Raw genomic sequence first — 14,443 nt, forward strand, 5'->3', positions numbered from 1 at the left:
ACCTCACCGACCGAAAGGCACGATCGTGAACCAGCAGGAGATCGCGGAGATCCTGGCCAAGCCCTACTCGCAGGACCTCCTGAGCGGGAAGATCCCGGCCCGTTTCGCCTATGTCGGCCTCGACGGCGACCCGCGCGTCATCCCGATGGGCTTCCACTGGGACGGCAGCGGAATCCAGTTCTTCACGGTCCCGAAGGCGGCCAAGGTTCGCGCGCTCGAACAGAACCCACGGGTCGCGATCACCATCGACACCGAAGGCTTCCCGCCCAAGGTGCTGCTGCTGCGCGGCTCGGTCGAGGTCGATCTGGTCGACGGCGTACCCGATGAGTACCTCGCGAGCGGCAAGAACGTCGCCGCCGACCAGTTCGAGGAGTGGAAGGCAGGCGTGCTTGCCCTCTACGAGCAGATGGTCGTCCTCACCTTCACGCCCGACTGGGTGAAGCTCCTCGACTTCGAAACCACCATCCCGAAGGCCGTCCAGGACCTCGTCGACGCCAAGCAGAACTAGAGGTGGTTGGCCGCGCGGATGACGTCGACGACGTTCGCCATCATGCCGGTGAGGTCGTAGTCCTTCGGGGTGTAGACGGCGGCGACGCCTGAGCCGAGGAGGGCTCGGGCGTCCGCGTCGGGGACGATGCCGCCGACGACGACGGGGACGTCTTCGAGGCCGGCCTCGCACAGGCCGGCGACGACCTGCGGGACGAGTTCCATGTGCGAGCCGGACAGGATCGACAGGCCGACGCAATGCACGTCCTCGGCGACCGCGGCCGCGACGATCTGCTCGGGCGTCAACCGGATGCCCTGGTAGATCACCTCGAACCCGACATCACGAGCCCGTACCGCGACCTGCTCGGCACCGTTCGAATGCCCGTCGAGCCCCGGCTTGCCGACCAGGAACCGCAGCCGGCCGCCGAGTTCCGCCGAGGTCGACGCCACCTTCGCGCGCACCGTGGCGATCGCCTCGCCACCGCCCGAGGTCCCGACCGAGCCGGACACTCCGGTGGGAGCGCGGTACTCGCCGAACACCTCCCGCAGTACGCCGGACCACTCCCCCGTCGTCGCGCCCGCCCGGACGCAGCGCAGGGTGGCGTTCATCAAGTTGCCGGTGCCCTTCGCGGCCTCGCGCAAGGAGGCCAGCGCGTCCTCGACCGCCTTATTGTCGCGCTCGGCACGCCAAATCAGCAGCGACTCCAGCGCGGCACTTTCAGCAGCCGGGTCGACCGTCTGGATCGCGGTGTCGAGGTTCTCGATCAGCGGCGACGGCTCTGTGTTCTCGAACTTGTTCACGCCGACCACGACCTGCTCGCCAGACTCGATCCGCTGCCGCCGTTCGGCATGCGACGCGACCAGCGCCTGCTTGAGGTACCCGCTCTCCACCGCGACGACCGCACCGCCCATCGCCTGGACCCGGTCGATCTCCTCCCGCGCCCCGGCGACCAGCTCGTCGACCTTGGCCTCGATCACGTGCGACCCGTCGAAAATGTCCTCGTACTCGAGCAGGTCCGACTCGTACGCGAGCACCTGCTGCATCCGCAACGACCACTGCTGGTCCCAGGGCCGCGGCAGGCCGAGTGCCTCGTTCCAGGCCGGCAACTGCACCGCCCGCGCTCGCGCGTTCTTGGACAGCGTCACGCCGAGCATCTCCAGCACGATCCGCTGCACGTTGTTCTCGGGTTGCGCCTCCGTCAGCCCCAGCGAGTTGACCTGTACGCCGTAGCGCAGCCGACGCGCCTTGGCATCCGTCACGCCGTACCGGTTGAGGCACACGTCGTCCCAGAGCCGGACGAACGCGCGCATCTTGCAGGTCTCCTCGATGAACCGCACGCCCGCATTGACGAAGAACGAGATCCGCTGGACCACATCGCCGAACTTGTCGGCCGGCACCTGACCGCCGTCGCGGACCCTATCCAGCACCGCGATCGCCGTCGACAGCGCGAACGCCAGCTCCTGTACCGGCGTCGCGCCCGCCTCCTGCAGGTGGTAGCTGCAGATGTTGATCGGGTTCCACTTCGGCACGTTCGAGACCGTGTACGCGATCAGGTCGGTCGCCAGCCGCAGCGACGCGTCCGGCGGGAAGGCGTACGTACCGCGGGACAGGTACTCCTTGACGATGTCGTTCTGGGTCGTCCCGGTCAGCTCGTCGGGCAGCGCGCCCTGCTCCTGGGCGGCGACCTGGTAAAGCGCGAGCAACCACATCGCGGTCGCGTTGATCGTCATCGACGTGTTCATCTGCGCGAGCGGGATCTGGTCGAACAACGCCCGTACGTCGCCCAGGTGCGCGACCGGTACGCCGACCTTGCCGACCTCGCCCTTGGCCAGCGGGTGATCCGCGTCGTACCCGGTCTGGGTGGGCAGGTCGAAGGCGACCGACAGTCCGGTCTGGCCCTTCTCGAGGTTGCGCCGGAAGAGCGCGTTCGACTCCGCCGCCGACGAGTGCCCGGCGTACGTCCGCATCACCCAGGGGCGGTCAGAGGGCTTCCCCGCCCCATCGCCCCGGTCCTTCTCGGTCGTCATATACCCGAGAGTAGGACTGTGTGCCCTTGTGAGTCCGCCGCTCGTGACGGGTGTCACCAGCGGCTTACATCACAACTCCGACTACGCGGAACAGTGCCGATCAGGCAGAGATGGGCAACGGCGTGCGCTCGACATGCAGGATCCGGTGCAGCCGGGTGACCGCGAGGATGCGGACCACCGACGGGACCGGATGCCGCAGGACGAGCTGGCGGCCGAGCAGTTGGGTTCTTCGATGGGTGGCCACCAGCAGGCCGAGGCCGGTGGCGTCCAGCGCGTCGAGTGCCTCCAGATCGACGATCACGTCGCCCTCGGAGCTGTCGATCAGCCGGTTGATCTCCTCGCGGACGTCGCCCACCGAGCGGACGTCGAGCAGCCCGGAGAGGTGGACCACGTTCTCTTTGTACCTGGTCGCTTCGTGGGTCGGTGCGAGCATGTCCGTGCCCTCCGCTCTTCGGGCGGCCCCCGAGTATCGGCCGCACTCCGGCGTTGTAGTGGTACAGACTCCCCGGAGACACGAAAGGTTGCCAAGGTCTCGAGATCTTCCATTTCGGGAGAAAATAAGATCTCGAAAATTGGGCATGATGGTGTCCGTGTTCGCCGAGCACTACTTCCTCTTTCCCATCGTCGCCCTCGTGCTCGCCGGGGTGATGGTGCTGCTCACCCGCTGGGCGTTCTCCAAGCCCAAGGGCGGGTCGCTGGTGCGCAGGGTTGATCACTCCCCCGCCGAGTCGGACGCTTTCGGGCTGTTGATCGACGTCCGGACCGTCCGCAGCTACAACGAGGCGCGGGTGAAGGTCTCGATGCTGAAGGACCTCGGGATCAAGGCCACCGCGGCCCGGACCAAGGACGGCTGGTCCGTCTACGTCTGGCCGGCCGATGAGGCCGCGGCCCGCGGATTCCTCGACGCTTCCTGACAGTTCGCTGGGCCCTTCCTGGCCGTTCGCTGCCCGTTTCCTGACTGGGTCCCGGCTCCGGTGTCATCCGGATCCACTGCCCGCGCGTCATCGTCGCGGACGGTTGGCGGGGTCGAGAAGGGTTCTGGGGACATCGGACAAGAACAGAGTGAGCCGACCGGCAGCGCCGCTGCCACGGGACCGGAACCGCCTGCCGCGACGGGTCCCGATCAGGCCGGCCGCGTGAGGAGCCCGATGACGCCCGACATCGCCCTGGCGACGCTTGCGTTGCCCGGCCGGCCGATGGCGCCCCGAGTCGTACTGACCCCGGCCAGACCGACCGCTCAGGAAGAGGCCGCCGAGGAGGACGGCCGGATCCTGGAGTCGTCGGTCCGCGAGCCCGACCGGTTCACGGTGATCTTCGACCGGTACTTCCCGCAGGTGCACTCGTACGTCGCGCGCCGGCTCGGCACCGATCTGGCCGACGACCTGTCCTCCGAGACGTTCCTGATCGCCTTCCGCCAGCGGGACCGGTTCGACCACCGCAGCGGAGTCGTCCGCGCCTGGCTGTACGGGATCGCCACCAACCTGATCCGCCGGCATCGGCGCGACGAGCTCCGGGCCTGGCGGGCAACGGCCAAGCTGCCGCTACCCACTCCGGCCGCCGGCCACGAGGAGCGGGTGGCCGCCCAGGTCACGGCGCAGGGTGCGAGCCGCCAGCTCGCCGCTGCACTGGCGAAGGTGTCCGCGAAGGACCGCGAAGTACTGATGCTGGTCGCACTCGGCGAGCTCACCTACGACGAGGTCGCGGCCGCGCTGGGAATCAAGTACGGGACGGTCTGCTCACGCCTGTCCCGGGCCCGGCGCGTCGTCCGCGAGAGCCTCGGCAACCTCGATCCGACCAGAGGTCCCGACCATGACTGATCGCAAGGACGAGTTCGAGACGATCCGGTCCGCCTTTCCCGAGCAGCCCGGCCCGTCGCCGGAGGTGACCGCGCAGGCCCGCCGCCAGGTCCAGGACCTGGTCCGTGAGGAGCTGAACGGCCACCGCCGCGCTCGCTTGCGCAAGGCCGCCCGCTCCGGCCGGATCGGGATCGCCCTCACCGCGACGACCGCCGTCGTGGCGCTGACCGCGCTGTCCGTTCCCCTGCTGCGCTCGACCGGACCGGGCTCGGGTCCGGACGCGGTTCCCGTGCCTGGAACGAGTACGCCGATCCCGCGGCTGACCGCCGCCAGCAGGGCGCTGCTCGACGCCGCGGTCCGGCAGGAGAACGACGAGAAGATCGCGGGCAAGTACTTCCGGGTCCGCAGCCTGCTGCTCAACTCCAGCGCGGCGGTCGGCAATCCGAAGTACCGGCTGCAGCGGCGGCAGATCACCGAGAGCTGGATGCCGATGAAGCGTGGCGTCCAGTCCTGGTTCGGCTGGGTCGGTCTGGGCTCGCGGCCGGAGACCGCCGCCGACGTGGCGAAATGGCGGGCCCAGGGGGCGCCGACGTCATGGCAACTGCCGTATGAGGAGACCCCGACCACGATGGCGGCGGGTGAGGCGGTGGTGAACAAGATGTCGTTCCGCGACGTACCGCCCGGCTACTACCTGAACGACGAGAAGCCGCTGACCGCCCAGCAGATCGAGGCGCTGCCGACAGATCCGGACAAGCTCCGCGCGGTACTCGGCCACAGTGCCCGGCCGGGGGCCGGCCCGGAGGAGATCGAGTACGCCGTCTTCAGTGCGGCCGGCCGGTTGCTCTTCGAGATGCCGTCGCCACCGAAATTGCGGGGCGCCGCGCTGCGGGTGCTGTCCGAACTACCGGGCACGACGCTCAAGGAGAACGCCAAGGACCCGATCGGCCGGGTGGGCACCCAGATCAAGATCGACCTGCCCTGGACGGACAGCGGGAAACCGTCGGCCCCGCCGGCCTTCGGCGGCGCCGGTAGTCCCGGCAGCAGCTTCATCATCGATCCCAGGACCGGACGGTTGCTCAGCTCCGAGTTCAACTCTGGCCGCAAGGGCATCGGCATCACCGTCGTGCTCGAGTCCGGCTGGACCGACGAGTACCCGAAACCGCCTAGCAAGAAGACCCGCTGACCAGCTCTCCCTTTCCAGGCCGACGGCCCCGACGTAAGCGGGCCGTCGCCTTGTTTCACCCTGCCCGGAACCGCCCATTTCTGAGAGGTGAACCTTGTCCCGACTCCGCAACCGCGGGCTCGCCGCAGCGACCGCATCCGCCCTGGTGGCCGTGATCGCCTGGGGACTGCCGGCCGCCGGCGACCAACTGAGCACACCCGGTACTTCGGCACGCACGGCCGCCGCGACCTCCGCGAAGCCACTCGTCGTCACCCTTGTCACCGGCGACAAGGTGATCTCCGGCCGCGATGCAGGCGGCGTCTTCACGACCGAGGTGAAGGCCGGTCCCGGCCGGGCCGGGATGGCGTTCCACAAGATTGCCCTCGGCAACCAGCAGTCGGTCGTCCCGCTCGACGCCATTCCACTGATCGCCTCGGGCGTTCTCGACCCGCGCCTGTTCGACGTCGCGCTGCTCGCGGATCTCGGCCTCGACGACGCGTCCGCACCCCGCTGCCGCTGCTGGTCCAGTACTCCGGTCAGGCGCGCGCCGTCCGGTCAGCCCTTCCCGAAGGCACCGAGGTGAAGCGCGAGCTGCCCCTGGTCGATGCCGTCGCGATCGGCCAGGAGCGTTCGCAGGCAGGCGATCTCTGGTGGAGCCGGACGAACAGCCCGCGGGCGAAGCGGGGTACGGGACTGGCCGGGACGGTGAAGAAGGGCTGGCTGGACGGCGGGATCAAGCCGAACCTCGATCGCAGTGTGCCGCAGATCGGCGCACCCGCCGCCGGGACGATAGGGGCCACCGGCAAGGGGGTGAAGGTCGCCATCCTGGACAGCGGGTACGACGCGACGCATCCCGATCTCAACGGCCGGGTGATCGCGACCAAGGGCTTCACCGACGACGACGACGTGGTCGCCCGGATCGGGCACGGCACGCATGTCGCCTCCACCGTCGCCGGCAGCGGCGCCGCTTCAGGTGGGCGCTATCGCGGCGTCGCCCCGGACGCGGACCTGCTGATCGGCAAGGTCTGCGGTGATCGCAACTGCGAACTGTCGGACATCATCGAGGGCATGCAATGGGCGGCCTCGGAGGGCGCCCGGGTCGCGAACCTCAGCATCGGCGGCGGTCCCACCGACGGCACGGACATCGTCGCCCAGGCCGTCAACGAACTGACCGCGAGCTCCGGCACCCTGTTCGTCGCCTCGCCGGGAAGCCCGACATCGCGGCGCCGGGCGACCATATCGTCGCGGCGCGGGCGGCCGGCGTACCGCTCGATCCGTTCGCCGTCAACTCGTCGTACGCCGAGCTGCCCGGTACTTCGATGGCCGCTCCGCGGGTGACCGGAGCCGCCGCGTTGCTCGCTCAGCTGCACCCGACGTGGAAGGCGGCCGAGCTGAAGTCGGCGCTGATGGGGTCGGCCCTCGAGCTCGAAGGCGTCGGCGTGTTCGCCCAGGGCGCCGGCCGGGTCGATGTCAGCCGGGCGATCAAGCAGCCCGTGACGGCGTACCCGAGCAGTCTCAATCTCGGGCTGCGGAGCTACCCGCACACCGACGACAAGCCGATCACCAAGCAGGTGACGTATCGCAACGACAGCTCGAAGCTGTCACCTTGGCGCTGGAACTGCAGTCGTCCCGAATCTTCAAGCTCAGCAAGACCTCGCTGCGAGTCCCGGCTCATGGCACCGCGACGGTCGATGTCACCGCCGACACCTCCAGCCACACCCCGGAAGGCCCGTACGGCGGCTGGCTGATTGCTCTCGGCAACGGAACCAGCGTGCGGACGACGATCGGTGTCGGCGTCGAGGTGGCGAGCTACGAGCAGAAGATCGAGATGCTCGACCGCTCCGGCAAGCCGGGGGTGAACGACGAGAACAACGTCGCTGCTGCATACCTGCTCGACGTCGACCATCTCCAGCTCTATCTGATGGAGGCCGGCGGCACTGTCCGGTTGCCGCACGGGCGCTATCTGGTCGACGCCTTCAACGCGAAGTCCAACCCGGGCGGGTTCGGCTTCGACGACGTCACCTACTTCGGCGAGCCCGACCTGATCGTCGACCACGCCGGCTCGATCGTGCTGGACGGGCGCGAGGCTCACCAGGTCGCGATCAAGGCACCTGTCACCGACGCGGCAGCGGCCGCCGGCGGGGTCGGCTTCGCCCGGCCGATCGGCGAGCTGACCTACATCGGTGGCGTCGGCGTGAACAACTCGTTCGAGCCCGGCTTCTCCCCCGCGATGTACGTCGTACCGAACCGGACCGGGTCGGCCAAGAACTTCACCGGTTTCGCTCATCTCGCCTGGGCCGGGATGCCCGACGGGCAGTCCCCCGACGGCGACATCTATCTGGACAGTCCCTACCTGTACCACGATGTCGCCGTCTGGCCCGGACGCTTCCCGGTCAAGCCGTCGCTGATCACCAAGCCGGGCGACTACGCCCATCTCGACGCGTCGTACGCGGGAGAACCGGGGACGCGCGCGAACAACTACGGGTATCCGACGCTGCCGAAGCCGGATGCGGGTGGGCACTGGGTCGGGCTGTTCTGTTCACCCCGGCGGTCGAGATGAATCTCCCTTTCCATCGCGACGAGTACTACTCGGCGAAGGGCGTGTCCTGGGCCTTCGAGATCGGAGGCGTTCCGGCGGCTGCCCAACCAGGACCTCGAGTACACGGCACTGGTCGACTCCCAGCACATCGCCTACCCGGCAGGCCGTAGTACGCCGATCCGTTGGCAGCAAGGCGTTTTCGGGCCGAGCCTGCCCGACTCGCGAGGCGGACTGTCCGCGGCTGGGTCGCCACGGTCGACCAGCCGGACAGTTGGTTCGTATCGCTGCGAGCCACCGCGAAGGACGTCGTTGGCAACCAGGTGAGACAGACGATCTTGCGTGCCTACGAACTGAAGTAGGGCATCACTGTCTGGTGGACAGAGCTCACTCCCCGTCGGTCGCGGCGGGCGCTCCGGGCAAGCATTTGCATTGCCCGGGGCGGTTGGCCGATCCGCCCTGGACGGATGTGTCCGCTCCCAGGTACAACGGTCCGCAAGGGGAGGGGACGCACTATGAAGCTGCGTTGGGGGATTTTCGCTGCCGGCTGCCTGCTTGCGGGCGGGCTGCATCCGATCGAGGCGGTGGCCGTCGATCCAGGGGCCGCCTGGACGTGGGGCGGCAACGGGACAGGTCAGCTGGGCAACGGGACGACAACCACCCGATCATCCGCGGCGGCGCTCAACTCGCTGACCGACGTGATCGAGGTCGAGGCGGGACGCGAGCATTCCATCGCGTTGCGCTCGGACGGCACGGTCTGGACCTGGGGCTTCAACGAGATGGGCCAACTGGGTGACGGCACGACCACGAACAGACTGAGTCCCGTGCAGGTCGGCGGGCTCAGCAACGTGGTCGACATCGCCGGTGGGCACTATCACAGCCTCGCGCTGCTGGCGGACGGAACGGTTCGCGGCTGGGGCTACAACTCGTTCGGCCAGCTGGGCAACGGCGCCACGACGAGCGCCCAGCGGACACCGGTCGCGGTGAGTCCGCTCACCGACGTGATCGCGATCGCGGGCGGCCGCGACATGAGCTACGCGCTCCGCTCCGACGGCACGGTCTGGGGTTGGGGACTGAATGACACCGGGCAGATGGGCGACGGCACGACCACGATGCGCACGCGTCCGGTCCGGGTCGGTTCGCTGGCCAACATCACCGCGATCACCGGCGGGCGCGACCACGGTCTGGCGGTCCGCTCCGACGGGACCGTCTGGGGCTGGGGTGACAACACCCAGGGCGAGATCGGCGACGGAACGCAGACGAACCGGCTGTCACCGGTCCAGGTGAGCGGCCTGACCGGCGTGGTGGAAGTTGCCGCCGGCGCCTACCACTCCCTGGCCCGCTTGAGTTCCGGGCTCGTCCGGTCCTGGGGCTCGAACACCAACGGCCAGCTGGGTGACGGTACGACGACCCGCCGTACGACGTCTGTCGCTGTGCCAGGCGTGACCGGCGCGACGGCGATCGCGGCCGGCCGGCAGCACAGCCTCGCGGTGATCGCGGGCGGCGCAGTACGGGCGTGGGGATCGAACGCCACCGGCCAGCTCGGCGACGGAACCCTCGTCGATCGGACCAGCGCGATCACGGTCGGCGGGCTTTCCGGCGTCACCGATATCTCGGCAGGGCGCGACCACACGATCGCGATGGTTCCTGCCGTGGTGGGGCAGCCTGACACGACGCCTCCATCCGCGCCGGGTGTTCCGACGGGAGTGAGCACGTCCAGCTCGACGATCGACCTGACCTGGGCTGGATCCACGGACGACGTCAGTACTTCGTTGCGCTACCGGCTCTTCGAGGACTCTCCCACGAACCAGGTGGCGGAGGTGACGAGTTCGGCCTCGTCGGTCAGCTACCAGCGGACCGGGCTCGCGGCCGCATCGACGCATACCTACTGGGTCAGCGCAGTGGATGCCGTGGGCAACATCTCCGGCCAGAGCGAGCCGTCGGCACCGATCACCGTCCAGGAGGCTTCGTCGGCGATCTATTCGACGGACTTCTCGGGCGGCCTCACCGGCTGGACGAACTCCGGGCTCACTATCGACTCGACCCAGGGAGCGGCCGCGCCACCGAGTGCCCGCGGCAATCCCACCGCGGCCCGCGCCTCGGCGTACCGCAGCCTCGGCGCCGGCTACTCGAACGTCTGCATCAGCACGCAGCTCCGGGTTACCTCGCTCGGGGCGAGCGTCGACCTCATCCGGCTGCGGACCGCCACGGACGTCGGCGTCATCCGCGTCTACATCGACACCAACCGCATCCTCTGGCTCCGCTCCGACGCGGTCGGCACCCAGCGCTCCTCGGGCGTCGCCGTACCTCTCAACAGCTGGCAGAACCTCGAACTCTGCGGCACCGTCGGTACCGCCACTACCTGGACCCTCTACCTCAACGGCGCCCCCCGAGGCACCCCCTGGTCGGCAAACACCGGCACCACCCCCATCGGCCGGCTCCAGCTGGGCGACACCGCCGCCAAAACCTGGACCATCAACTTCGACGACGTAGTCCTGGACCAGACCCCGGGCTAACTCGCGGCGACCCACCACCCCACCAGCCGACCGCCCGTAAGGACGGGCTGGTGGGGTGGGCGGTGGGGATGCGGGACACTAGGGGGGATGACGCTTACTGAGATGTTGCCGGGGACTGCTGACGCCGATGGGTTGTACGACGCTTTCGCGTCGTGGGTGGGTGAGCAGGGGATCTCGTTGTACCCGGCGCAGGAGGAAGCGCTCATCGAGGTGATGACGGGGGCGAACGTGATCCTGTCGACGCCGACCGGGTCCGGGAAGTCGCTGGTGGCGACCGGGTCGCACTTCGCGGCGCTGGCGAACGGGGTGCGGACGTTCTACACCGCCCCGATCAAGGCGCTGGTCTCGGAGAAGTTCTTCGCGCTCTGTGACATCTTCGGCGCCGAGAAGGTCGGCATGCTCACCGGCGACGCGGGCCGTGAACGCCGGCGCGCCGATCATCTGCTGTACGGCCGAGGTGCTGGCGAACATCGCGCTCCGCGAAGGCTCCGACGCCGATGTCGGCCAGGTGGTGATGGACGAGTTCCACTTCTACTCCGAGCCCGATCGCGGCTGGGCCTGGCAGGTGCCGCTGCTGGAGCTGCCGAAAGCGCAGTTCATCCTGATGTCCGCGACGCTCGGCGACGTCGAGCGGTTCAAGATCGACCTGAACCGCCGGACCGGTCGCCCGACCTCCATCGTGTCCTCGGCTGAGCGGCCGGTGCCGCTGATCTACAAGTACGTCACCACGCCGCTGCACGAGACGCTCACCGAGCTCCTGGTGACGCACCAGTCCCCCGTGTACGTCGTCCACTTCACGCAGGCCTCTGCGCTGGAACGCGCCCAGGCGCTGACCAGCATCAACGTCTGTACGAAGGAAGAGAAAGAGAAGATCAAGGAGCTGATCGGGCACTTCCGCTTCAGCTCGGGCTTCGGCAAGACGCTGCAGCGCCTGATCATGCACGGCATCGGCGTCCACCACGCCGGCATGCTGCCGAAGTACCGGCGGCTGGTCGAGCAGCTCGCGCAGGCCGGTCTGCTGAAGGTCATCTGCGGCACGGACACCCTCGGCGTCGGGATCAACGTGCCGATCCGCACCGTCCTGCTGACCGCTCTGAGCAAGTACGACGGACGTCGGCAACGCATCCTCAAGGCGCGCGAGTTCCACCAGATCGCCGGTCGCGCGGGCCGCGCCGGGTACGACACGTCCGGCACCGTCGTCGTCCAGGCGCCGGACCATGTCGTGGAGAACGTCAGGCTGCTCGCCAAGGCCGGCGACGACCCGAAGAAGCAGCGCAGGGTGCAGAAGAAGAAGCCGCCGGAGGGGTTCGTCACCTGGGGTGAGGACACCTTCGACCGCCTGGTCGCGGCCGAGCCGGAGGCGCTGCAATCGCGGATGCGGGTCAGCCACGCGATGCTGCTGAACGTGATCGCCCGTGACGGCGACGCCTTCGGGAGCATGCGGCACCTGTTGCAGGACAACCACGAGGACGCGCGGGCGCAGATCCGGCTGATCCGCCGCGCGATCCAGATCTACCGGACGCTGCTCACCGCCGGCGTTGTCGAGCGCCTGGACCAGCCCGACGAGAACGGCCGGTCGCTGCGGCTCACCGTGGATCTGCAGAAGGACTTCAGCCTCAACCAGCCCTTGTCCACCTTCGCGCTGGCCGCGCTGGACCTGCTCGATCCCGAAGACCCGCTGTACGCGCTCGATGTCGTCTCGATCATCGAGGCGACCCTGGAAGACCCGCGCCCGGTGCTGCTCGCGCAACTGCACCACGCCAAGGGCGAGGCCGTGAACGAGATGAAGTCCGACGGGATCGAGTACGAGGAGCGGATGGAGCTGCTCGAAGACATCAGCTGGCCGAAGCCGTTGGAAGAGTTGCTCGAGGCAACGTTCGAGATGTACCGGCAGACGCATCCGTGGGTCGCGGACACCGGGTTGTCACCGAAGGCCGTCGTCCGGGACATGTTCGAGCGGGCGATGACGTTCGGCGAGTTCATCCAGTACTACGGGCTGGCGCGCTCCGAGGGCGTCGTACTGCGCTATCTGTCCGACACCTACAAGGCGCTCAGGCAGACCGTGCCGCCGGACAAGGTGAACGAGGACCTCACCGACCTGGTCGAGTGGCTCGGCGAAGTCGTCCGGCAGACCGACTCCAGCCTGCTCGACGAGTGGGAGGAGCTGACCAACCCGACCACCAACGAGGTCGTGGCGCCCGTACCGGTCGGACCGCGCCGGATCACCTTGAACAGCAGGGCTTTCCGCGTCCTGGTCCGCAACGCCCTGTTCCGCCGAGTCGAGCTCGTCTCCCTGCACCGCTGGGCCGAGCTCGGCCAGCTCGACCGGGAAGCCGGCTGGGACGCAGGCCGCTGGGCAGAAGCCGGTACTGCGTACTACGCGGAGCACGACAGCCTCGGCACCGGCCCAGCCGCTCGCGGGCCGGCCCTGTTCATGGTCGAGGAGCACCCCGGCTACTGGGAGGTGCAGCAGATCATCGACGACCCCGAGGGCAACCACGACTGGCGCATCACCGCCACCGTTGATCTGGACGCCTCCGACGAAGCCGGCGACCTCGTCCTCGAACTCGTCTCCTTCAAGCCCCTCTAACTCCTTGCGTCCGAAGAGACGTGGGTCCTGCCCCACGGTGCTTCGGACGCAAGAGATCAGCTAGGCCAGTCGACGTCGACCTCGGTGGTTGCGTCGTAGTCGACGTCGGCTACGTCGAAGCCGTAGAGGCGGCGGATCTCTGAGTAGAACCAGGCCGCGTCGGCGACCTCGCCGATGTTGTCGACGGTGGCCGAGTCCCACTGCGCCTTGACCGCTGCCTGCACGGTCGGGTCGAGCTCCCAGCGGTCCAGGCGGATGCGGCCGTCCTCGTCGAGGTCGAGCGCCTTCTCGCCGGTGAGCTGGTCCCACAGCGCGATCGACTGCTGCATCGGGGTCTGCAGCTTGTCGCCGAGCACCTTGTGCAAGAGGCTCACGTACAGCCCGATCCCCGGGATCGCGGACGACGCCTGCGTCACGGCTGCGCCGTTGACCGACGTACGGGCTTCTACGCCGTCACGCTCTCGCAGCGATTGCGCAGTCGACTCCAGGTGCGCCTTGGCTGCACCGATCGAGCCCTGCCGGTAGATCGGTCCGGTCAGCTCCGAGCCGATGTAGGTCAGTGCGACCGTGCTGAACCCGTCCTTGAGCAGCTTCCGCTCCTCCAGCGCGTCCACCCAGCGGATCCAGTCCTCGCCGCCCATCACCTGCACGGTCTCGGCGACCTCTTCGTCGGTCGCGACCTCGATCGCCACCTCCTGCAGCACGGGCTCGCCGTCCTCGAAGGCAAGGCTCTTGGTCTGCGCGGCCTGCCCGATGGCCTTGATCACCGACTGGTACGTCGTTTCCGTGCGCGGGTCGACCCGGCGCGGTGCGGCGACGCTGTAGATCAGGTAGTCCACTCCCCCGAAGCGCTCGGCGATCAGGTCGAGGACGTCCGACTTTGTGGTGTCCGCGAAAGCGTCCGCGTTGACGAAGTGGAACTCGCTGCCCTGGTCAGCCGCATACGCCGCGGTGGCCGCCGTCCGGTACCAGCCCGCGGTCGCCGTACGCCGATGGGTCGGCGCCTTCTCGAAGGAGATCCCGACCCCGTCGATCCCGTACCGAGCGAGCCCGGCAATGGTCGCGGCCAGCCCGTATCCGGAACTCGAGCCGACCACCAACGCGACCGGCCGCGAGTCCGTCGTACGGGCCTCGACCTGTCCGGTCAGGTCCCGGACCAGCCGGGCGCACCCGGCCGGATGCGAGTCGAGGAACAGGAAACCACGGCCGACAGGTTTGATCAGGCGGTCAGTCATGGCCCCGACCCTAACCTGACCGGTCCCCCTCCCGCTCCCGAGCGATCCCCGCCCGCTCCTGAGCGATCCCCTTCCGCTCCTGAGCGGCGCCCCT

General features: G+C 68.5%; 10 protein-coding genes and 2 pseudogenes. 9 read left to right on the forward strand and 3 right to left on the reverse strand.

The genetic code is table 11. The features are described from left to right. Positions 1-25: 25 nt before the first annotated feature. Positions 26-508, forward strand: a complete 483-nt coding sequence (locus F1D05_RS07485) for a pyridoxamine 5'-phosphate oxidase family protein (protein ID WP_185446606.1) — start codon at positions 26-28, stop codon at positions 506-508. Here the strand turns inward: F1D05_RS07485 and F1D05_RS07490 are convergent. Further along, entirely contained in the window at positions 505-2,514 is a 2,010-nt protein-coding gene (locus F1D05_RS07490) for a protein meaA (RefSeq protein WP_185446607.1), read from the reverse strand. The two genes, F1D05_RS07485 and F1D05_RS07490, sit on opposite strands and share 4 nt — an antisense overlap. Before the next feature lie 100 nt (positions 2,515-2,614). Then, positions 2,615-2,947 (reverse strand): STAS domain-containing protein, encoded by a 333-nt coding sequence (locus tag F1D05_RS07495; protein ID WP_185446608.1) that lies wholly within the window; start codon positions 2,945-2,947, stop codon positions 2,615-2,617. 148 nt (positions 2,948-3,095) lie between these two features. On the opposite strand from F1D05_RS07495, the gene F1D05_RS07500 reads away from it, so the two are divergent. The 8 genes and pseudogenes from F1D05_RS07500 to F1D05_RS07535 all read left to right on the forward strand — a co-directional run bounded on the left by F1D05_RS07500 (position 3,096) and on the right by F1D05_RS07535 (position 13,114). Beyond that, positions 3,096-3,428 carry a hypothetical protein gene (locus F1D05_RS07500; RefSeq protein WP_185449035.1) on the forward strand — a complete coding sequence of 111 codons (333 nt, stop codon included), beginning with the start codon at positions 3,096-3,098 and terminating at the stop codon, positions 3,426-3,428. A gap of 234 nt (positions 3,429-3,662) precedes the next feature. Continuing rightward, complete coding sequence (locus F1D05_RS07505) at positions 3,663-4,331, forward strand: RNA polymerase sigma factor (protein WP_185446609.1); 669 nt, start codon at positions 3,663-3,665, stop codon at positions 4,329-4,331. Continuing rightward, positions 4,324-5,493 carry a CU044_5270 family protein gene (locus F1D05_RS07510; RefSeq protein ID WP_185446610.1) on the forward strand — a complete coding sequence of 390 codons (1,170 nt, stop codon included), beginning with the start codon at positions 4,324-4,326 and terminating at the stop codon, positions 5,491-5,493. The genes F1D05_RS07505 and F1D05_RS07510 overlap by 8 nt, the downstream gene beginning before the upstream one ends. 94 nt (positions 5,494-5,587) lie before the next feature. Then, positions 5,588-6,055 (forward strand): hypothetical protein, encoded by a 468-nt coding sequence (locus F1D05_RS07515; protein ID WP_185446611.1) that lies wholly within the window; start codon positions 5,588-5,590, stop codon positions 6,053-6,055. A gap of 227 nt (positions 6,056-6,282) precedes the next feature. Beyond that, a pseudogene (locus F1D05_RS07520) lies at positions 6,283-6,845 on the forward strand (S8 family serine peptidase); the annotation flags it as partial. A 233-nt stretch (positions 6,846-7,078) separates the two neighbouring features. Next, positions 7,079-8,032: a hypothetical protein gene (locus tag F1D05_RS07525; protein ID WP_185446613.1), complete on the forward strand. Its 954-nt coding sequence runs from the start codon at positions 7,079-7,081 to the stop codon at positions 8,030-8,032. Positions 8,033-8,523: 491 nt separating this feature from the next. After that, entirely contained in the window at positions 8,524-10,524 is a 2,001-nt protein-coding gene (locus F1D05_RS07530; RefSeq protein ID WP_185446614.1) for a hypothetical protein, read from the forward strand. A gap of 87 nt (positions 10,525-10,611) precedes the next feature. Continuing rightward, positions 10,612-13,114, forward strand: a pseudogene (locus tag F1D05_RS07535) (DEAD/DEAH box helicase). A gap of 56 nt (positions 13,115-13,170) precedes the next feature. Here F1D05_RS07535 and fabV read toward each other — a convergent pair. Next, positions 13,171-14,349 (reverse strand): enoyl-[acyl-carrier-protein] reductase FabV, encoded by a 1,179-nt coding sequence (gene fabV, locus F1D05_RS07540; RefSeq protein WP_185446615.1) that lies wholly within the window; start codon positions 14,347-14,349, stop codon positions 13,171-13,173. Between the last annotated feature and the right edge of the window lie 94 nt (positions 14,350-14,443).

It is taken from the genome of Kribbella qitaiheensis (assembly GCF_014217565.1).
GTDB lineage: Bacteria > Actinomycetota > Actinomycetes > Propionibacteriales > Kribbellaceae > Kribbella > Kribbella qitaiheensis_A.